Origin of the sequence: Bradyrhizobium sp. AZCC 1577 (genome assembly GCF_036924575.1) — a bacterium.
Lineage (GTDB): Bacteria > Pseudomonadota > Alphaproteobacteria > Rhizobiales > Xanthobacteraceae > Bradyrhizobium.
The window spans coordinates 24,009-43,806 of the sequence record NZ_JAZHRQ010000001.1; the positions used below are offsets into that span (position 1 = coordinate 24,009).

At 59.1% G+C, this 19,798-nt stretch carries 13 protein-coding genes and 2 pseudogenes; 10 read left to right on the plus strand and 5 right to left on the minus strand.

Features of this window, described 5'->3' with window-relative positions:
• Positions 1–573: 573 nt before the first annotated feature.
• The 5 genes and pseudogenes from V1278_RS00085 to V1278_RS00105 form a co-directional block, all read left to right on the plus strand.
• Complete coding sequence (locus tag V1278_RS00085) at positions 574–1,920, plus strand: histidine phosphatase family protein (protein WP_334379232.1); 1,347 nt, start codon at positions 574–576, stop codon at positions 1,918–1,920.
• Positions 1,917–4,955: a response regulator gene (locus tag V1278_RS00090; RefSeq protein WP_334379234.1), complete on the plus strand. Its 3,039-nt coding sequence runs from the start codon at positions 1,917–1,919 to the stop codon at positions 4,953–4,955. The genes V1278_RS00085 and V1278_RS00090 overlap by 4 nt, the downstream gene beginning before the upstream one ends.
• Positions 4,956–5,100: 145 nt before the next feature.
• Positions 5,101–5,469 carry a response regulator gene (locus tag V1278_RS00095; RefSeq protein WP_334379236.1) on the plus strand — a complete coding sequence of 123 codons (369 nt, stop codon included), beginning with the start codon at positions 5,101–5,103 and terminating at the stop codon, positions 5,467–5,469.
• Positions 5,470–5,508: 39 nt separating this feature from the next.
• Positions 5,509–6,555 carry an adenylate/guanylate cyclase domain-containing protein gene (locus V1278_RS00100; protein WP_334379238.1) on the plus strand — a complete coding sequence of 349 codons (1,047 nt, stop codon included), beginning with the start codon at positions 5,509–5,511 and terminating at the stop codon, positions 6,553–6,555.
• Positions 6,556–6,832: 277 nt separating this feature from the next.
• A pseudogene (locus tag V1278_RS00105) lies at positions 6,833–6,997 on the plus strand (hypothetical protein); the annotation flags it as partial.
• A gap of 2,718 nt (positions 6,998–9,715) precedes the next feature.
• On the opposite strand, the gene V1278_RS00110 reads toward V1278_RS00105, so the two are convergent.
• Positions 9,716–11,170, minus strand: a complete 1,455-nt coding sequence (locus V1278_RS00110) for an acetamidase/formamidase family protein (protein ID WP_334379239.1) — start codon at positions 11,168–11,170, stop codon at positions 9,716–9,718.
• A gap of 756 nt (positions 11,171–11,926) precedes the next feature.
• On the opposite strand from V1278_RS00110, the gene V1278_RS00115 reads away from it, so the two are divergent.
• The 3 genes from V1278_RS00115 (at position 11,927) to V1278_RS00125 (ending at position 13,377) form a co-directional block, all read left to right on the plus strand.
• Complete coding sequence (locus V1278_RS00115; protein WP_334379240.1) at positions 11,927–12,262, plus strand: hypothetical protein; 336 nt, start codon at positions 11,927–11,929, stop codon at positions 12,260–12,262.
• A 155-nt stretch (positions 12,263–12,417) separates the two neighbouring features.
• Positions 12,418–12,816 (plus strand): thioesterase family protein, encoded by a 399-nt coding sequence (locus V1278_RS00120; RefSeq protein WP_334379241.1) that lies wholly within the window; start codon positions 12,418–12,420, stop codon positions 12,814–12,816.
• A gap of 123 nt (positions 12,817–12,939) precedes the next feature.
• Positions 12,940–13,377 (plus strand): hypothetical protein, encoded by a 438-nt coding sequence (locus V1278_RS00125; protein WP_334379242.1) that lies wholly within the window; start codon positions 12,940–12,942, stop codon positions 13,375–13,377.
• A gap of 286 nt (positions 13,378–13,663) precedes the next feature.
• Here the strand turns inward: V1278_RS00125 and ltrA are convergent, their stop codons facing one another.
• Positions 13,664–14,995, minus strand: a complete 1,332-nt coding sequence (gene ltrA / locus V1278_RS00130) for a group II intron reverse transcriptase/maturase (protein WP_334379227.1) — start codon at positions 14,993–14,995, stop codon at positions 13,664–13,666.
• A gap of 625 nt (positions 14,996–15,620) precedes the next feature.
• Here ltrA and V1278_RS00135 point away from each other — a divergent pair.
• Entirely contained in the window at positions 15,621–16,583 is a 963-nt protein-coding gene (locus tag V1278_RS00135) for an ABC transporter substrate-binding protein (protein ID WP_334379243.1), read from the plus strand.
• 288 nt (positions 16,584–16,871) lie between these two features.
• A pseudogene (locus V1278_RS36780) lies at positions 16,872–17,039 on the plus strand (recombinase family protein); the annotation flags it as partial.
• A 40-nt stretch (positions 17,040–17,079) separates the two neighbouring features.
• Here V1278_RS36780 and V1278_RS00140 read toward each other — a convergent pair.
• Genes V1278_RS00140 through V1278_RS00150 form a run of 3 tightly spaced genes read right to left on the minus strand, consistent with a single transcriptional unit; the run spans position 17,080 to position 18,712 of the window.
• A complete protein-coding gene (locus tag V1278_RS00140; RefSeq protein WP_334379244.1) occupies positions 17,080–17,268 on the minus strand; it encodes a hypothetical protein in 189 nt (62 codons plus the stop codon).
• 26 nt (positions 17,269–17,294) lie between these two features.
• Positions 17,295–18,272, minus strand: a complete 978-nt coding sequence (locus V1278_RS00145) for a Bug family tripartite tricarboxylate transporter substrate binding protein (protein WP_334379246.1) — start codon at positions 18,270–18,272, stop codon at positions 17,295–17,297.
• A 35-nt stretch (positions 18,273–18,307) separates the two neighbouring features.
• Positions 18,308–18,712: an FAD-dependent monooxygenase gene (locus tag V1278_RS00150; RefSeq protein WP_334379247.1), complete on the minus strand. Its 405-nt coding sequence runs from the start codon at positions 18,710–18,712 to the stop codon at positions 18,308–18,310.
• Between the last annotated feature and the right edge of the window lie 1,086 nt (positions 18,713–19,798).

A 19,798-nucleotide genomic window follows, 5' to 3' on the forward strand; every position in this document is an offset into this window, starting at 1 on the left:
CGCCCCCAGCAAGCATGCTCGCTGGTTGGGCGGGAGCACGGCCGGTCCATCCCATTCTCGGACATGAGAAAGTTTCGTAGCGCCACGAACTTGCCGGACTGAACTGAACAGATACTTGTTCGAGTTTACCAACAGCGCAATATCTTTCGCCGCCGGTAGGAGTTCATCCATCAACTCTAAGCGCTTCGGTCCAATCTGACGTTCAAAGAGGTCACGCTGGTGACGTTTCCGGCCGGCTGAGGCTCGGCCCAGACCAATCTGCACCGGATTGCCGATGGAGAGAGCGCAACCTCTCAGAGATCTACTCAACGCTATCAGCACAGAATGGATTGCTCGACAAACTACATCGCTAACTTATGGGAGTTGCGGTGGGCGCGCGTCATCATTGAAGTCAACGCTCAAACTTGATTAGTGCAAGCGATGTAACCCGACAGCTAAGCTGTCCCAACGCATCCGGATGACGGCCAGCGCCTCGCAGAACGTCGGCGCACTTTCTGGCCGGCCGCCCTAAATTCAGCTCGCCCGCTCCCCCTGGTGCGTGTTAACCTTTTCGGGCTCGCTTGCGAGGCCCCGATGGCCGGAAGACTTGCCGATCCGCAGCGTGTCGAGCGCCGGCTGGTGACGGTCCTGGCGGCTGGGTGCCCCCGTCTCATGGGCTCGGACAAGGAAGGGCTCGTCCTCCTCAAGGCGCACCTGCGGAAACTGATCGATCTCAAGATCAAGGAGCACCACGACCGCATCGTGAAGGTCACGGGCAGCGGGATCCCGATCGAGTTCGCAAGCCCAGTGGAGGCGGTGCGCTGCGCCGTCCAGGTTCAGCGAGGCATGGTCGATCGCAATGCCGGCACCCCGGCGGACAAGCGCATCACCTTCCGCGTCGGCATCAATCTCGGCGACGTCCTGGTCGCGGCGAAGGGCATCTACGGCGATGGCGTCGATGTCGCGGCGCGCCTGGAAGGCTTGGCCGAGCCGGGCGGCCTCTGCATCTCGCGGACGGTGCGTGATCAGGTGCACGACAAGCTGCCGTATTTGGAGAATCGCGGCGAACAAAGCGTCAATAGCATCGCCCAGCTGGTGCGTGTCTTCGCCCTCTCTCTTAAAGCCATCGCGACGCCATCGGCGATAGAGTGGAGACACGAGCTGATAAAGTGTCGGCGCCGGGTGATTGGCCGACCGCTCGCGTTGGCCGAGGCGGCGAGAAAGCCATTAAGCAACGAGGCGGTGAAGAATCTGCGGTTGAACCGGCGTCAGTTCCTCAAGCCTGCGACCGCCGCGATAACCTTCTTCGTGGCAAACGCGCCTTGCAGATTGGTGTTCAGCCTCGGTGCGCTGGCGCGGGCCAGCACTGCTATGGCCCAAAAAAAAGAGCCTGGAGGTATCCGTGACCGTCAGACTCTGGTTCACGCCTTGCAAAGCGGCGGTCAGGTCATCTATTTCCGTCATGCGGAAACTGATCAATCGCAGTCAGATTCCGACCGTCTTAACCTCGCAAATTGCGCGACGCAGCGCAACCTATCCGACAAAGGAAGGGCACAGGCGCGAGCAATCAACGAGGCTTTCTCGGAGCTCGGCATCAATGTGTCGAAGGTTCTCTCAAGTCCCTACTGCAGGTGCGTCGAGACGGCAAAGCTCGCTTTTGGCCGCGTCACCATAGTCCAGGACCTCGAGTTTGCCATTGCAAAGAACGAGGCGGAAGCAAAACGTTTGGGAGCGGTACTCCGCAAACTGCTTGAGACGCCTCCCTTGTCAGGAACCAATAATATAGTGGTCGCGCACTCGGCGAATTTGAAGGAAGCTGCTGGTATCTGGCCTCAACCGGAGGGCGTCGCATACATCTTTCAGCCGCGACAGAACGGTGGATTCACCGTAGTTGCGAGGGTGGGGCCGGAAGAATGGAGCGAGCTTGCCAGATTGAAATGAATTCGGGTGCAACGATGTTTCGCTGGAGACCCGGCGTTGGATTCCTTAGGAATCTGACAATCACGTTCAAGTTCCTCTTGGTTCCACTCGTCGCGGCGGGCGGTATGTTGCTCCTGGGAGCAATTTTCGCAAACAGCCTCAACGACCAGAAGATCCTGCTGTCACGTATTGCCGACTACCACTTAGTTAAGATCGACAAGATGTCGCGTCTTTTTTCCGAACTAGCTGCGAATCACCTCGGGATCTTCAATCTTCTTGCCTCAGCAGATTCCGGAGCTAGTGAGGAACAGCTCTACGAAAGCGGTAAACACAACCTCTATCAAATTCACGAGATCACGGCTCAGATCGACGGGATCGGACAGGATCTCACGCTGAACGAGCAAGAAGCGCAGCTTCAGCAACAACTGACGGAAGAGGTGGCTCGCTATCGCGAGGTCGCGATCAGTGCCATCGAGACAGCCACAGTGAACCTCGCGCTGGCTACCCAGCAGATGATCAAAGCAAATAAGAGTTACAATGAGGCTAACAAGATCTTCTTGTCATTACTAAACCAAGTACATCAGGAAAGCACCGCATCGATTGAGACTATGCGGCACGAGGCGAATATTCGTGCAACATATTTCGGATTTATAGTTCTACTTGGTGTTATTTTCATAGCGCTTATCACCGTCTGGCTTGCAGCTTCCCTGTCCGGTGAGATCAAATCCATAGCGGCTGTGATGGCCAAGTTGGCAGAGGGTGATACGAGCATAGAGATCCCTTCTGAAGTCAGGAAAGACGAAATCGGGACTATGGTACGGGCAGTCCAGATCTTTAAGGGGGGCCTCATACAGCTGTCGCGATCCCAGGCTGCTGCGATGGATCTGAACAGCAAACTGGAAGAGGAGATACGAAAGCGGACCCAAGCTCAGGAGGCGTTGCGGCGAGCCAATGAGGAGCTTGAAGTCCGAATCGCGGCGCGTACTGCTGAGCTGGCTAAGTCGGTTGAGGAGCTCCGGGTACTAGGCGAGGTCAGCCATGCAGTCAATTCAGTCCTAGATCTGGAGACCGTGCTCTCGACGATAGTCGCTAAGGCTGTCCAGCTTTCTGCCACCGACGCGGGGGCAATCTACGTGTTTAGCAAGTCGAGTCAGAAGTTCCGTCTTCGCGCCACATACGGCATGAGCAAAGAACTGATCGACGCAATAAACCGACAAGAAATCTGCATTGATGACAACACCGCCATCGGCCGGGCGGCTGCGTCGCGGCAACCGGTGCAGGTCCCTGACCTACGGGATAGGCCACTGCCACCATTTGAGGACATCATCCTGCGCTCGGGGTACCGAGCGCTCCTCATCGTCCCCTTGCTCCGTGTTGAACGGATTGTAGGAGCCTTGGTGGTTCGGCGCAAAGAGCCAGGTCGGTTTCCTGACGGCACCGTCGATCGTCTTCAGACCTTCGCCGCGCAGTCGGTGCTTGCGATCCAGAACGCACGCCTGTTCAGCGAGATTGAGGAGAAGAGCCGAGCACTCGAAGCCGCCAGTCATCACAAATCCCAGTTCCTCGCGAACATGAGTCACGAGCTGCGAACACCCCTCAACGCCATCATCGGCTTCACCCGGCTCGTGATACGCCGCGCGGGGGACACGTTGCCGCCCAAGCAGCAAGAGAACCTCGAGAAGATCCTGGTGAGCTCCGAGCACCTCCTCTCGCTCATCAACGCCGTCCTCGACCTGTCGAAGATCGAGGCCGGCCGTATGGAGCTGAGGCCGGCTGAGTGCCCGCTCGCCCCGCTACTCGATCTCTGCCTCGCGACCGTTGAGCCTATGGTCAAGAGCGGCAGCGTGCGGCTGATTAAGGACGTCGAAGGCCCGTTGACCCTCTTCACCGACCGGGAGAAGCTCAAGCAGATCCTCATCAATCTCCTGAGCAACGCCGCCAAGTTCACGGAAACGGGCTCGATCACGCTGCGCGGGCGCCGCCTCGGAGAACGGGTCGAGCTGGCTGTAGCGGACACCGGCATCGGAATTCCTAGTGCCGCGCTGGAGCTGATCTTCGAGGAGTTTCGCCAGGTGGGCGACGGTGGCGGGCGGGGGGCACGCGGAGGGACCGGCCTCGGGCTCTCGATCAGCCGCCGGCTCGCCCGGATGCTGGGCGGCGACATCACCGTCACGAGCGAGGAAGACAAAGGCTCGACGTTCACGGTGACCATCCCCGTGCGGCTCGCTCCGAGCGCGCCGGAGCTACCGCCGATACCGGCGGCGGGGGCGCCGGCCACCGGAGAGGTCCCCGCCCGGCCGAGGGACACGCTGGTGCTCGTCATCGACGACGATCCCAATGTCATCTATCTACTGAAGGAGAACCTCGCCGACGCCGGCTACCACGTGATCGGCGCCGCGAGCGGGGAGGAAGGACTGCAGAAGGCGCGCGAGCTTCGCCCCCGCGCCATCACCCTCGACATCGTGATGCCGGGCACGGACGGCTGGCAGGTGCTGCACGCGCTAAAGACCGATCCCGTGACACGAGACATTCCCGTCATCCTGGTCTCGATCGTCGACCAAAAGGATCTCGGCTTTCGGCTGGGCGCCGCCGACTACGTCATCAAGCCGTTCGACCGCGAGGCCCTGATCGGCGCCTTGGCTCGCGTTGCCCCGCGTTGCCGACGCATCCTCGTGGTCGACGACGATTCGAACGTGGCGGACTTGGTGCGCCAGTGGCTCGAGGGCGAACGCTGTGCAATCGACTGGGCCGCGGACGGTGTCGCCGGGCTCGAGCGCATCGTGCAAGCACGGCCGGATGTGATCCTCCTCGACCTGATGATGCCGCGCATGGACGGCCTCGCCTTCCTCGACGCGCTCCAGGCGGACGCTGCGCATAGCGACATCCCGGTCATCGTGCTCACCGCCAAGTCCTTGACCGATGCCGATCGCCAGGCGCTGCAGGAGCGTGTGTTGGGGCTGATAGAGAAACATGGCCTGGACCAAGAGTCGCTGATCCGGCAGATCCGGCGGGGTCTGCTGTCGACTGAGCCGGCGGATGCGGACAGAGCGGATTGACGACCAAGGATGGACGCGGCGTGGAGGACGGCACGAGGAACCAAGATTGCTGTGATGCGGTTCGGAGCGGCTATGATCCTCAGCGGCATCTCGGCTTGCAATGGTAAGGTCCTAGATTTTCGCCCGACGCGGAACGAGGCACGTCATGAAAAAGATTCTTGTCATCGAGGACGTGGAGCTCAATCGCGATTTACTGATCCAGCTTCTCGAAGAGGACTATGCGCTTGCGATCGCCATCGATGGCGCTTCCGGCGTCGAGAAGGCCGCGATCGAACAGCCGGATCTCATCCTCATGGACCTCTCGCTGCCGGTCATCGACGGCTGGGAGGCGACGCGGCGGATTAAGGCCGCCCCCGCCACCGCGCGCATCCCCGTCATCGCCCTCACCGCGCACGCCATGAGGGACGACGAGGCCAAGGCGCGGGCGGCGGGTTGCGACGACTTCCTGACCAAGCCGATCGACGAGGACCTGCTGTTCGCGAAGTTGCGCCGCTGGTTGGGTGACATGAATTAACGGCCGCTCATTGCCCAGCGCCTCGCCGGGAGGGACGCCATGGATCCAGCCCGTATCCTCATCGTCGACGACGAAGCTTTCAACCTCGATGTCCTCGAGCAGGAGCTCGAGCTTCTGGGACACACGAGTAGGCGGGCCGCGAACGGCGCAGAGGCGGTGGAGAGGATCGGGGCCGAGCCGTTCGATCTCGTTCTCCTCGATGTCATGATGCCCCGGCTTGACGGCTACGGCGTGCTAGAGCGCATGAAGTCGCATGAGGCATGGCGGCACATCCCAGTGATCATGATCTCGGCTCTGACGGACATGTCCAGCGTGGTGCGCTGTATCGCGCGCGGCGCAGAGGACTACCTGCCTAAGCCGTTCGAGCCGGTGCTCCTCGAGGCGAGGATCGGCGCCTGCCTCGAGAGGAAACGGCTGCACGACCGGGAAGTGGCGCACCTCGACGCGATCGAGCGGGAGCGACGGCGGAGCGAGGAGCTACTCCATGCCATCCTGCCGGCGCCTGCCGTGGCCGAGCTCAAGACGACCGGCCGCGTGCGACCCCGTCATTTCGACGATGTCGCGGTCCTGTTCGTCGATCTGGTGGGCTTCACGGCGTGGTGCCACGCGCATCCGCCGGAGGAGGTGGTCGCCTGCGTTCAGCGCTTGGCCGAGGACTTCGAGACCCTCGCCCATCAGCACAGCATGGAGAAAATCAAGACGGTCGGTGATGCCTTCATGGCGACCGCGAACCTGCTGCAGCCGCATACCGATCCGGTCATGGCCGCTCTCCGCTGCTCCAACGACATGAGTGTCGCGGCGCGCGCCAGCCCGAGCAGTTGGCGCGTCCGCGCCGGCATTCACGTTGGCCCAGTGGTCGCCGGGGTTGTGGGCCGGACCAAGTTCAGCTTCGACCTGTGGGGCGACACCGTGAACGTGGCGGCGCGCTTGTCCGCGCTGAGCGATGAGGCGGCTGTCTACCTGTCGGGGGAGGCCTTCGCGCGGGTGCGCGATCGTTGTCGGGTTCTGGGGGTGGGGCCGGTGCAGCTCAAGGGCAAGGGCGAACTGGAAGTGTACCGGTGCGAAGCGCTGTCGGGAGAACGTTAGCGGCGCTTTGCTACCCGGCTCCTTCAGGCTTGACGGGTGGGTAGTGACGACGCGATTTTGACGCTCTTTGGTGGCGCGCGGGGAAAGGATATTCCCATGTCCTGCTCCATGAAATCTTCATCTGTTGCTCGCCGTGATCCCTGTAACCCCTGCTGCGCAAATACTGAGCTGCGCAGCCAATGAACCTGATATCGCGTGTACGCAGCAAGGGGCGGTGCGCGGGGTCGTTGAGGGCGACATGCTTGCGTTCAAAGGCATCCCCTAAGCTCGGGCCCCGGTCGGACCACTGCGTTGGAAACCGACAGAGGCCGCGGAGCCCTGGTCAGGCGTGCGCGACGGCAGCCGCCTCGGCTCGATCTGTCCGCAGATCAGCGGAAAGAAGGTCAAAGGCGATGAATCGATGTTGCATGGAGCAAGTGGTATACTGCGTAATCCCTTGTAAATGCACGGAGCCCGCGGAGCCCACGGAATCAGTGATGCAACGCGAATCCTCGGCGACGAACAAATTGAGGACGCATCAGAAGTCGTTGATCTTATTACGCTAAGCGCCGCGCGAGTGCTGGCGATCCCGGGAAGACTCGAACTTCCGACCTACGGTTTAGGAAACCGTTTTCAGGACAATGATGTCAATACCTTAGCAGGCTCGTGTTGCATATATGTTGCATGAACGATTACGGAAGAACTCTATCGGCGATGGCTACACCCGGTTCGGGGAAGGGGCAGGCATTTAGGTCAATAGCGAACCCTAGCCTTCGCGCAGCATTTACCGTCGCCTACGCATTCGTTCGATCACCACGAACGAAAGCCGCGAGCCCGATAGCGAGATGGTCGAACAATAGTCGAACCCTGCGCGTGGTCTTGAGGTCCTTCAATCCAGATTTCCACGCGAAATCGATAGCTTTTGGAAGGACACGCACAAGCTCTGGCAAAGCCCCGCAAATCGTGACCCATTCCGCCTGACCTGTTCGGCGGAGCCAAACCCGGCTCTTCGGAAAGGCCCTATTTTGCTGGAGTCTCTTGATTTCTTCGGCAACGGTCTCCGTTGAGCTTGTCATGGTTTGGAAACACAGCCAGCCAAGATGGATAGAGACGCTCGGACCGGCTGTCGGGTCTCCTACTCCTGACTTGAACGCCCCATCGAGTGACCCTCGACACGACTCTGGCGCCATCGCTGATCTTGTCGCTTGGATGCAGGATTACCTGCGTCTCAGGAGCCACGCCTGAGAGCACCTCCGCCAAACGGTTATTGCGATGTCCGATCTTCACCGAGGTCGAGTAAGGCGGATGAACCTTTGGCGCTGAAGGACAGACTGACATGTATCCGGGATTTTGTTAGACCCTCTCGGGCGAGAGATTCAGCGCCGCCAGCGATCGTTTCAACGCTCGGCGGCGCTGTGTTGTCCAGGTGTCCTAATTGACCCCCGCATGAGGCGGATCGGATCCAAGAAGCGGGGCTTGCTATCACTGACGTAACGGCCGACCTAAAGCGGAAGTCGCCCGAACACTGTTCAAAACAGAAAAAAGCTCCCGATCAGCAGGCCCGCAGAAAAGGACCAAAGCCCCAAAGTGCAAGCTGACACGAGGCGCACGAGGTTGCGAACCTGCACCTCGAACTCCGCTTCTGTTGTCTCATGGAACTGAGCTGTCATTGGCGCGGCCCTGTCCATTAGGCGCGGTGGATCTACGCACAAATCATGGTGAAGGTGGGGCATTTGCGCCCCGCCTGAGCACCATCGCCGTCACTCCGGCTTGAGCGCAAGCGGACATGCGGCATCATTCCTCCAATGTCTGCTATCGAGGGGATTGTGTTGAAAAACTCGAAAATCGCGGGACTCCGAAAATCTCGCAAATGTAGCGCATTGGCGATTTCAGCCGCTGCAAGGCTCTCTAGAATCGATACGAGGGCCAGCGATCGCTTTTGCGGTAATTGATGTGGTCCATCACCTCGCAGCGAGAGAGACGTACCAGCGGTCCTGAGAATTTTCAGTCATCGGCGAAAAAGGACTTTTCAACACAATCGAGGGTAGAACGGACATGCTGTTCAGTTGGCCCAACTTCCGCTTTTGGGCACAAAGCCGACATGGCCGCCGGCGCTGCCGATGTTCGCTTCCAGGAGCAAGGCGGACTTGGCGCTGCCGCCATTGCTAGGCTGGCGTATCAATTGCGATCACGCTGATCGCCGGAATATTCTTTTTTGCACGCATCAAGGGCTAACCGGCAGGCAACCCCGGCGACCCGGCAGCATCTCTGACGATCGGAGTCCACCGCGCGCCGGTCGCTGTGGGCTTTTACTGCACCTCGCGCTCGAAAATTTCCTCGGGTACCGCCGCGAGTTTCTGCCAGCGCGGGGATTGATCGTAAGATATGTCCACATCGGAAAACCCCGTGTCCGTCGAGGCGTTTTTTGGCCGCCCGTCGCGTTGGGCAGCGGTCTGTTCGCAGCCGACGCAACCCGGGCAGCGGCGTTTGGTGCTTGATAGATCAAACACTCGACTAATCTGTTAAAAACGACCACGCATGTTCACCGCCGTTCCGCTTCCAGGTCACATCCACAGCGTTCCCGAGGAGCGTTGCGCCAGGCAATTCTTGCTTGCGCGCCCCGACGAGATACATGCCCTTGGCTGCGGTACAGGGGGCTGGATTGAGCCAACGCGGTTTTCTCGCCGGAGCGCGCACACAAGAGAGCTCCTCTGGTTTGCGATGTTATGAAAACTGAACCGTTCGGAAAGCCGGCAGTCCGCATGTACCAATTTGGGTAGTACTGGGTAGCTGTCAGAACCGATCCGGTTCAGGTTCGTGGCTAGGGAGCAATGCCGATCCCGATGCCGATCCCGATAATCGCCAGCGATATGACGATCACCAGCACGTCAATCGTCAGCCATGTGGGTATGCGCTTTGCAGGTTGGGTCATAGCGTGTGCCCTCCGCAGCCACGTTATGTACCCGGAAGAGCGCAAGTGGCTGTGAACGAGCTCACATGTTTGAACAACCGCGGCCAGCATCATCGCCCTTGGCACATTGAGACATGCCGACGCACGGTAACGATGTCTGCTTATAGGTGTAGAGCGGAAGTCGGCGGTACGCGGCCAAACCGCGGTTGCCCCGAAATGCAGCGCGACGCAGCCAGCTCCTGCCGAAGGCGACCGCGTCGGCGTTACCGATCAGGTCTCGCCGCCGGCGAAGATATCCTTCTTGATGACCGCGTGAACGCCCCAATTTCCATCTACCACTTGGGTGATGCCGAAGTCGACGCCAATCGTAATCAAAGAGATCGCCTCATCCTCGGTCAGCTTCTTGGTTGTCATCAGAAATTTGCGCATCTTGCGGAACGCATCGCGCAAAGCAAGGTCAACCGACGATTTCGAGTAAATGTCCGACTGTGCCTTGTCCCCTAATTCGGTAAGATAATTGGCGAAGCTGAAGCCGTGCACCAGCCACTCGTCCTTGGTTTCCAGCATCGGATAGTCCAGAGCTTCGAGAGCCGTACCGACGAGATCGGGCTTCTTGTGCAGGATGATCTGGAAGGTGCCGTTCAGCGAGCATTCGATTGCCGTACCGCACAACTCGGAATCTCCCTGGGAAGCGTGCGAGTCGCCAACCGATAACAGGCCACCTTCGACCGCCACCGGATAATACATCGTCGCGCCCTTGCCGATCCGCCAGTTATCGATGTTGCCACCGGTATAGCTCGGCGGAATCGAGTCGACGATATCAGCCTCCTTGGGCGCCAAGCCTATCACGCCGAAATGTGGGCGTATCGGGATGCGCACATTCTTCAAGATGCCGTGGTTCTCCTTGATCGTAGAGTGATCGACTGGAACGCCAGGATAGTCGATGGTTTTGTGAACTACGCCGGAGGGATCCGTCTGTGGAGTCCATCGGAAATTATACACGGCTTTCGCCCAGTTGCGTTCGCCGGTCGCGTCGACTTCGTAGATCGTAACCACTTCGCGCGGTTTTGGCTCGGTGAGCAGGTCCTTATAGTGAAAGCCCCACCATGCGGCCGCGTTGCTGCCGAAAGCCTTTCCGGGATATTGCGGATTGGCGCAAGGCCGGGGTGTGACGTCGATAATGCGCAACTCGATCACGTCACCCTCCTGGGCACCGCGTACGTAGACCGGGCCGGTGCAGATGTGCACGCCAAGGCCCTCGCCGGCGCCACGCCCGAACAGCGAGGCATCCATCGGTCCGGCGCCGCGTCGGTTTACGCCCTTCTTCTCCTTGGTCCACAGGAACACGCTTTCGGCGCCGGGATCGCCCTTCACCATGCGCTCGGCGTCGTCGTTGGCATGGTGGGTTAATGCCTCAATGGTGATGAAGTCGCCGGAATCGATCTCGACCTGCGGTTTCAACTTCTTGCTGAAATAGCCCCAATGCACTGTGTCGGCATTCGCCGGCAAATGGTGATAGGACCGCTTAGCTGGTTGGTTCCGCTCGGCGGCAGCCGCCATCTGCGGCGTCACCAGAGAAATGCCGCCCGCGGTGATCGCCGCCGCGCCCCCGGCCGCGGCGAAGCTGGACCTCAGGAACGACCGGCGTTCCCGATCGAGCGTTTCCTTGAACTTGCGGTGGTGCAATTCGAATTCCGGACAGTTCTTGTCGTCACCCGCGCACATCGGATCTCTCCTGGTTTGAACGTGCATTTTACGCGCACCTTCATCCCATCGCAGTTCATCGGAACAGTCAAACTTGTGCGTCATGTCAGTTTGACTGTTGGACGGCGAAGGCCGCGCCGCCGCATAACGAAGCCAAGAGATAAATAGACGCTCGCCTATTACTTAAGCATTGCGTGCTCAAACTTTGAGAAACAGGACATTGCTTGAGCGCTATGAGTGTCCACCGCTGTCATGCAGTAGTTTCTTAGCAATAGTGACTCTGAAGAGCGCGAAAATGATAGGTATTGAAGTTCTGACAATACTATTGCGCGCTGATGACGTGGTCGACGAATGATGGGCGACGTCTGTCATTAGCACTTGGCGTACATCGCCATTTGCCGGATGTACGCATTGCGCCAACAGCGGTCGTTCCGACAAGGACGCGATTGACCCGATGCAGACCTTCTAGACAGAGCCGCTTCTATGTTCGCAGTGTCGGCTCAAGTGGACCAAGTGCTTCTGGATCTTACTCAACCGGCATTCTCAATTGGCCGATTCTGCATTGGTAAGCCCAGCTGACCGATGATTCATTCCAATCCGAACCACAGCTAGAGCGGGGTCCTCCTTGCATCATTCGATCTGCTTGCGAACCTTTGGTTGTAGGTCTAGCGTTACGGGCCGTAAGGCGGATCTTTACGCTGGGTGATGTGCCCTCTCGTGCGATCGCGTGTCGCAGAAAGAAGGTGATCATGCTGCAATCTTGAAAGGGACCGTGCGATGCGGCTTCTTGCGGTTGGGATCGTCTATCCTGAACCGGGGCGTTACATTGTCTCGACACGACCTGCAAAATACGAAGTGGCGCTGGATAACAATCGTGCTCGGGCTTGGCGGCTCAAGCTAAGTCCAGGTGAAAGCGCTCCCACAATTCAGCAAACGGCTCTAGGCGCAAGGATCGTCGTTACTGGCGGCACGGTGACAGAAAAAAGACCTGGGAAGCCGGATCAGCCACTGGTGCTGAATAATCATGACTTCATGGTGATGCCTGTCGAAGAGCGCGGCATTGAAAACAATGGAAATAGCGCAGTCGAGCTGGTGGAGATCGAGCTCAAATAACACTCTAGCTTGCTTGCGGGCTGCTCTAAGCCGACAACGGTCATCTCAGGGAAGTCGGCTTGTGGCCCGACTGTGATCTAGCCAGATGTCCGCATTTGTGCTGCTGTTGGGGGCGAAGCGGTCTACGCGTCCATATAGAGTTCTAGGACGAATGAATGCGGCAGATTCCGTTGGGAGCCAGAGGAACGTCGACATTGCGGGTGCAACCCGAACATCTTGCCGACCGATTCAAGGACGCCATATTGCCGCAAGTGCTTGCGACACCCGTGATGATCTTGATCATGGAAAACGCCGCGCTCAATGCCATAAGACCGTTTTTGGATCCAGGTGAAAGCGCGGTCGGTACGGCAGTAGATGTACAGCACTTCGCCGCCACGCCTGTAGGCCACGAGGTGTGCGCGACGGCCGAGGTAATCAATGTCGAGGGAAAGCGAGTTGACTTCAAGGTGTCGGCAAGCGATGGCATAGAGGAGATCGGCAGCGGAACCCACCAGCGAATCGTGATCGATCTTCGTTCGTTCAACGAGCGCCTTGCCAAAAAGAAGAGCTACTAACGAAACGGTCGGCCTGACATTGCGGCCAGCTCTTGATACGCGTGCCGGACCTGCTCGTGAGGAAGCGGTAGCGCCTTGCGATCGGAAAGGGACAAATCGGGTGCGACAGAATGCGAGACTAGCGTGACTTCTCAGTGGCAGTATCAGGTTAGGTTCGATGTAAACGATTCCGCTACGGCGGAATCGGTACGCCGAAAACTCCGTGTTCCGGCACTGGCGCCGCTGTTCGATATCATCGCCGAGCATCGCGCTGCGCTGAAATGCCAGTTTGACGCCTTTGCGGAGTATGTCGCCGCAGCAGAAGAGCACGGCGTCGAAAATTATCCGCTCTACCAGTGGACGAAGGCGACGATCGAGAATCCGGCGAAGAAGGAAAAGTATTTGAGATCATTTACAGTCTACGTGGACGACCGGGAGGTCTATGCCGAGGAGATTGCTGACGCGCTGGAGGCGGACTTGCAACCGCTCGCCACTAGCGGGCTCATCACGCGAATATCCAAGTACGATACCAATCCCGCCAACAATCCTCAGCCGCCGCAGCGCCCCCGCGAGCGGAGCTAGTCCATACGCGAGAGCGAGCTGAATGCCCGCTCCTGGCCCAAAAGCGAAGTAGCGACCCGCCTCGTTGAGGTCCGCTCAGTGAAGCATGGCGGACTAAATTGGCTCACGGTGAGTTCTTCGCATTTTGGTGGAGTCGAGATGTGGCGCGGTGGCTTTAGGCTGCACATATCTGTTGCCGCCTCTTTCGTCTGGCGGTGCCTTAGTGGTGCAGCCGTGACTCCGTTTCCACATCCCGCTCGTCGAACCGGACAGGCAGATCTCCCGCATCCGGCTCTCGGACAAGACCTCACGCCTTCGCCCACGGCCGGTCGCGGCCAAGCGCGGTTAGACGTACGAGCCCAAAGTGCCCGTAAAGGTGCGAGAGTGGATAGGTGCCGCCCTTGCGTCGTCTGACCTTGTGCTTGATGCGCAACCACCGGCGCAACCGCACAGCAGTGTAGTTGTCGATCGCGCGATACGCCTTAGTGACGGTGCCTACATTGAAGTAGTTCGCCCATCCGCGCAGCGTGCGGTTCAACTTCGCCACCAGCTCTGTGGTGTCTTGCCCTAACCCGGTTCGAGCCGTCAACGCATGAATGGTTTCCACCATGCGCTTGATGCTTTTCTTCGATGGCCGGTACCCCAGGCGCGCCTGGCCGGTTCTCGCTGAGTACATCCGTCCGAACGAGTATCCCAGGAAGTCGAACTCTCCTTCCGGGACCTGGCAGATTCGTGTCTTGTCCTCGTTGACCGTCAGCTTCAGCTTTCCCATGATCTCGCGCAGTCGCGACAAGGCTTCTTCGGCTTTGCCCCGCCGGCATAGGATCACGAGATCGTCGGCATAGGTCACGATGCGAGTGCCGAGGCTTCGCTCGAGACCGAGCATCTTCCATCCCAGCACAAACCGGCGCATGTACAGGTTTGCCAGCAGTGGCGAGATCGGTGAGCCTTGCGGGATGCCGCGCCGGTTGTCCCGGGCTTCGGTCGTGCGTGTCTTCCGTCCTCGATCGTCGGTTTCTTCCACAGGACTTTCCAGCCACATCTTGATCAGATGCAGCACGCGTCGATCCACGATCCGGCGCGCCACCGACTTGAGAAGGTCGGCATGCGGAATGCTCCCGAAGTAGTCCGCGAGGTCGGCGTCGACGACTTCCGGGTGACCACGGAACAGCAGCGCTTCCACCTCGACCACCGCCTGTTGGGCATTACGCCCGGGACGGTATGCATACTGCTCCGGTGGAAGATCGGCCTCAAAGATCGGTTCCAGCACCAGCATCGCTGCCGTCATGCAGACCCGATCGCGCAAGGTTGAGATGCCCAATGGTCTGAGTTTGCCATTGGCCTTCGGTATGTACACTCTTCTGATAGGGTCCGGTCGATACGTCTCCTGCCTGAGCGCAAGCGCCAGTTCGCCAAGCCACCGCTGCACTCCGTACGCCTCGATGTCCGCAAAGTCCTGACCGTCCACGCCCGGTGCGCCCTTGTTGGAGCGGCATTGAGCATAGGCATGGGCCAAGATGTCTTCCCGGCTGATCTTGTCGTACAGGGCGTAGAAGCGGTAGCCGGCTTCTGCCTTCGCTTTCGCGTGCAACGCCGTCTGCAGTTTCTGAACACTCTTCGGAGTTGATAGGTTGCCCAATCCCCAGGTCCCTCACTACGTCTTGCGTTCGTCTTGAACTGAGGTCCCTTCCCTCCCCCGGCGTTACCCGGCTTCACCAGTACTACGAACCCCTCCGCATCCCCACGGCGCCCGGCCTGTCCCTCGCGGGCGTCCGGTTGATCATCCCTGACCACGTCGTGGGGCCTCCCGTGTTGCGTACGCTTTCCTTGTGTACATGCTGTCGCCACTACCCCGGCACAGCGGCTGGGCGTACTTCGCTCATTCCCCCAGCCGTATCAGCCTTCCCCGAAAGGGTCGTCGGGTCGGCCTGCGCATCGTCCTTTTCGAGGCTTGCTCGGCGTTCACTCGCGTTACGGCCTGCACACTCGCGCTGTCACCAATGCGTGACACGCTAATCGAAGGCTTCAGCCATTTCGTTACCTCCATGACTGCTCCGATTGCTTCCGGCTGGAGCGTTTGCCAGGTGGGGCTTGCACCCACTGGAAAGCGCCGCCTTTACACGGCGCACACCCAACTCGGACATCACGCAGGGTCCAATTGGATATACAGGTAGCTGTTAAGCGGCTAAAACAGGCACCGGAAACCACGTTGGGCTTCGGGCAATTAAATGAATAGCCGCGCTTCATTGCTCTCAGGGACAAGGATGAAACGGCGTGAATTTCTCTTAAGCCTCGGCGGAGCCGTAATATGTCCCTTTGCTGCGTTTGGGCAGCAAATCAAAGTTCCGACAATCGGCGTACTCGTTTTGGGGAATCCTAATGCCGGTCCCTTTTTGAAAGCTCTTCGAGAAGCGCTGGGAAAAATTGGCTACATCGAAGGCCAGAGTTTTCGCCTAGAGCTGCGATCCGCGGGTGGCGATGCGGCAGCCCTTGGAGGTTTGGCTAGTGAATTGGTTCGCCTCAAAGCCGACGTTATTGTCGCTTGGCAAACGCCATCTGCCATGGCGGCGAAGCAAGCCACGAACAGCATTCCCATCATCATGGCGGCAGTCGGCGATGCGGTTGCTACCGGACTTGTGAAGAACCTGGCACGGCCTGAAGGTAACATCACCGGAAATACGGCTATCGCTGCAGAAGTCATGGCTAAGAACGTCGAACTCATTCGTGAGACGTTGCCGGCCGCTCGCCGCGTTGCAGTTCTGGCGAACACGGTGGACCCCTTCAGCAAGCCCTTTCTCAGTCAGATCGAGCTCGCAGCACCGGCCCTTGGCATCGAGATCAATCGGGTAATGATGCATCCAACGGAGAATGCCGAGGGTCATTTTGAGGGAATGAGCCAAAGCAAGGTGGATGCAGTTATTATTCAACCAACCTTGGTACGGAGGGATGTCATCGAACTCACGCTGAAGCATCAGATGCCTTCGTTCTCGATGGTTGGTTCGTTTCCTTCTTCGGGCGGTCTGATGTCGTACGGCGCCTCTGATCCCGACCAGTGGCGGGAAGTGGCCATATACGTGGACAAGATACTGAAGGGCTTACGCCCGGCCGATTTGCCAGTCGCGCAACCGACCCGGTTTGAGCTAATCGTGAATCTCAAGACCGCCAAAACGCTTGGCATCACCATTCCTCCGTCGCTGCTTACGCGCGCGGATGAGGTGATCGAATAGCGTTTTCTTGCTGTGGCGCATGAGTCCGGTTTTGGCACTTTTGAGACATGCCGACCGGCCCTGACGATGTCCGTTCACCGGGGTACACCGGAAGTCTTCGTCGGACGGTATAAACGACGCTTTTGACCCAATGCAGACCTTCTGCCCCTCGATTTTGCTATCTACCTGAGATTGAATGTAATAGGTTAGGTAGTATTCTGTCGGCGAACGATCCGAGCTAGGGAGACCATGTCCCACCGTCTCGAATCACACGTCGATGGCCCGATCCGCGCAGCGCAATGTTTGCGCATGTCGTCGGAAAATCAACGATACTCGACTGAAAATCAGCAGAATGCGATTGCAGAGTATGCCGAGCAGCACGGTTACGCTGTCGTCGCATCATACATTGACGCCGGGAAGAGCGGGCTCTCGCTTAAAGGCAGAGACGCGCTTAAGCAACTGCTCAGCGACGCGCTTGCCACGCCCCGCGCCTTTGATGCCATCTTGGTTCTTGATGTTAGCCGATGGGGGCGGTTTCAGAACCCGGACCAAGCCGCTCACTATGAGTTTCTGTGCGGGCGAGTTCGGTCACCGATTTCGCCTCACCGCCGATGGCCACGGCGAGATTGAGCTTCGCCGCCGCATAGATCACCGCGGTGATGCGATGCGACTGCACGAGATCATGCACGGATGCTGGCCGGCTCATGTGTTTCCTCCTGTCAATGCCGGGGTTCAATCGGTCGGGACGAACCCCGTTGCCTGCACGATCGCCTTCCACCGCTCCGTCTCGGATGCGATCAGCCGGGCTAAGTCTCCCATCGCGATCGCGTCAGGCTCGACAGCCAGCTTTGCCATGCCGGCCCTCACCTCGTCGGTGCGCAAGGCCGCCTGGATAGCGGCATTGAGCTTGTCGATGATCGACGCCGGCGTCTTCGCCGGAACGAAGAACGCAAACCATGTGAGGTCCTCGAGCGACGGATATCCGGCTTCCCGCACCGTCGGTACCGCCGGAACGAACGTGCTGCGGCGCGGCCCGGTGGTCGCCAGCGCACGAAGATCTCCAGATTGGATCAGTCCGAGCGAGCTGCTGATCGGCATGACGGCCGCTGCAATCACGCCCTTGACCACATCCTGAATCGCGCCAATGCCCTGATAGGGCACGTGAAGAAGATCGAAGCCCACGCTGCGGCCCAGCATCGTACCGAGGAAATGCAGCGTAGTTCCGGTGCCCGGCGTGCCATAGGTGGCGAGCTTCGGATTGGCGCGGCACCAGACGACAAACTCTGCCAGCGTCGTGACGTCAGAGGGCACCTTCGGACCGACCGTCAGAAATGCGGGGGCCGAGGCAACGGTCGACACCGGCGCGAAATCGCGCGGCTGGTATCTCAGCGTCTTGTAGACGTGCGGAAACAACATCATGAAGCCAAGCGGCGCGAACAGTATGACCGATCCGTCGGCATGGGCGTTCTTCACCGCCTCCACCGCGATGCGACCGGCTGCGCCCGGCCGGTTCTCGACCACGATGGTTTCCGCATAGTCGCTCATCTGGCCGGCCACGAGCCGCGCCAAGGCGTCCTGCAGCCCCGGCGAGAAGCCCGTCAGGATATGCACGGTTCTTGCGAGCGGCTGCGCGAGCGCCCGCGGCGCGCGATATGCGGCGGAGATCGCGATACCGGCCGACGCGGTCAACATATCACGACGCGTGATCATCACCTGTCTCCCTGACCTGGTTTAAACGTTCCCGCTTATGCTATTTCAAACAGCAATTCTTTAGCGGCTTCTTCGACGTCATATTCGAAGATCCACCTTCCCGCCGACATCCAGCTCGCCAGTTGCTGTTCTCTCTCTGAGCTGTTCCCGTGTTCGGAGTGAAAGAACCTGCCCGCTTCGCGTGAGACTGCCTGCACCCGGCTCGTACGCGCGAGTCGCAATCGTTCATAGGCCTTCAGCCGCTCTGGAATTTGAGCCTTGCAGGCATTTTCCAGCAAGACGGCAAGGGCAAAGCCATCTTCGATCGCTTGACCGGCGCCTTGCCCAAAATGCGGCAGCATTGGATGGGCAGCATCGCCGAGCAGCGTCATCCGAGCCGTCGACCAGTACGGCAACGGTGCTCGGTCAAGCCGAATGTCGGTTGGTCCGCTGAGGGCCAAAATGCGACGTCGCTCGGACTTGCTGGCACTTCTGCTTTGCGCCCGACGGCGGACATCTGCCGACTAGCTCGGCATGTCGGTTAAGGGCCGCCACAAGCGGACATACGAGGATAGGCGGGCTAGTCCTTCAATGCGCCAGGATGCCTCCCTTCCGGAAGTCATCTAGAATGTCGTCGACTCAACGACGATACTCAGATTGCTTGAGAATGCTCGGGAAACCCGGCGATAAAGCTGCAATGTAAAATTAGGATGCGTCTTTGCAGCAGGGCCAGTGCCTTCGCTGCCTTTTTCATTTGTCCGTCGACCATAAGCCGAGATTAGCTCATGTAAGCTTGAAAGTTCGCGCCGATCATATTCAACGAGCGGCTACACTGTTCGATGGCTTCTTTATATTGACGGAGGTGCAGGTATGCAACGCAGAGAAGCCGCGCTGTGATGTTATCTTGCAAGACGCTCAGATTTGTACGGTCGCCATCGAACCGGTCTGACCAGATGTCGCGGGCGGTCTGAAGATCTGTTAGCCATACGTTGACCCGCACTTGGTCTCCGTTGCGTCTTACCGCGCCCTGTACGGCCCAGCGGATGCCGAGATCCGCCCCGAACTGCTTCAGATCGATCGACTTGTTCTTGTAGGTAAAGGCGGCCTCGCGTCCAATGACGAAAGTGGCGGGCGTTCGTGCGAGATCGGTCGTCAAATCTGTCGTGATGGCGTCGGCTAAGTAGTCCTGCTCTGGATCGTTGTTAAGGTTGGCAAATGGCAACACGACGAGAGAGAGACGAGCCGCCATCTCGGACCCGATTGTCGGTTGTTCTTGGATCTTTTGAGCTTCCCGAACTACGCCGGTACCGACCGTCTTCCAGACATTCCAATAACCGGTAAGGCCACCGGCAATTGCGCCGATGGCGGCAACCGACACCAGCGCCCCGCCGACGAGCGTCAAACGACCTCTGAGGTGACCCCGCCAGCCATCGGATCGTGGTTTGCTAACCACTTTTTCAGAGGGATCTGGGACCGAAGCCGCTGCCTTTCCGGCCGCGCGGGCAAGCTTTGACACTTCTGCGAGGGCGTCTGAGACCACCGCGGTT

Coding starts and splice junctions, on each gene's coding strand:
- V1278_RS00085 (WP_334379232.1), top strand. CDS start 574: ATGGCCGGAAGACTTGCCGATCCGCAGCGTGTCGAGCGCCGGCTGGTG.
- V1278_RS00090 (WP_334379234.1), top strand. CDS start 1,917: ATGAATTCGGGTGCAACGATGTTTCGCTGGAGACCCGGCGTTGGATTC.
- V1278_RS00095 (WP_334379236.1), top strand. CDS start 5,101: ATGAAAAAGATTCTTGTCATCGAGGACGTGGAGCTCAATCGCGATTTA.
- V1278_RS00100 (WP_334379238.1), top strand. CDS start 5,509: ATGGATCCAGCCCGTATCCTCATCGTCGACGACGAAGCTTTCAACCTC.
- V1278_RS00110 (WP_334379239.1), bottom strand. CDS start 11,170: ATGTGCGCGGGTGACGACAAGAACTGTCCGGAATTCGAATTGCACCAC.
- V1278_RS00115 (WP_334379240.1), top strand. CDS start 11,927: ATGCGGCTTCTTGCGGTTGGGATCGTCTATCCTGAACCGGGGCGTTAC.
- V1278_RS00120 (WP_334379241.1), top strand. CDS start 12,418: ATGCGGCAGATTCCGTTGGGAGCCAGAGGAACGTCGACATTGCGGGTG.
- V1278_RS00135 (WP_334379243.1), top strand. CDS start 15,621: ATGAAACGGCGTGAATTTCTCTTAAGCCTCGGCGGAGCCGTAATATGT.
- V1278_RS00140 (WP_334379244.1), bottom strand. CDS start 17,268: ATGAGCCGGCCAGCATCCGTGCATGATCTCGTGCAGTCGCATCGCATC.
- V1278_RS00145 (WP_334379246.1), bottom strand. CDS start 18,272: ATGATCACGCGTCGTGATATGTTGACCGCGTCGGCCGGTATCGCGATC.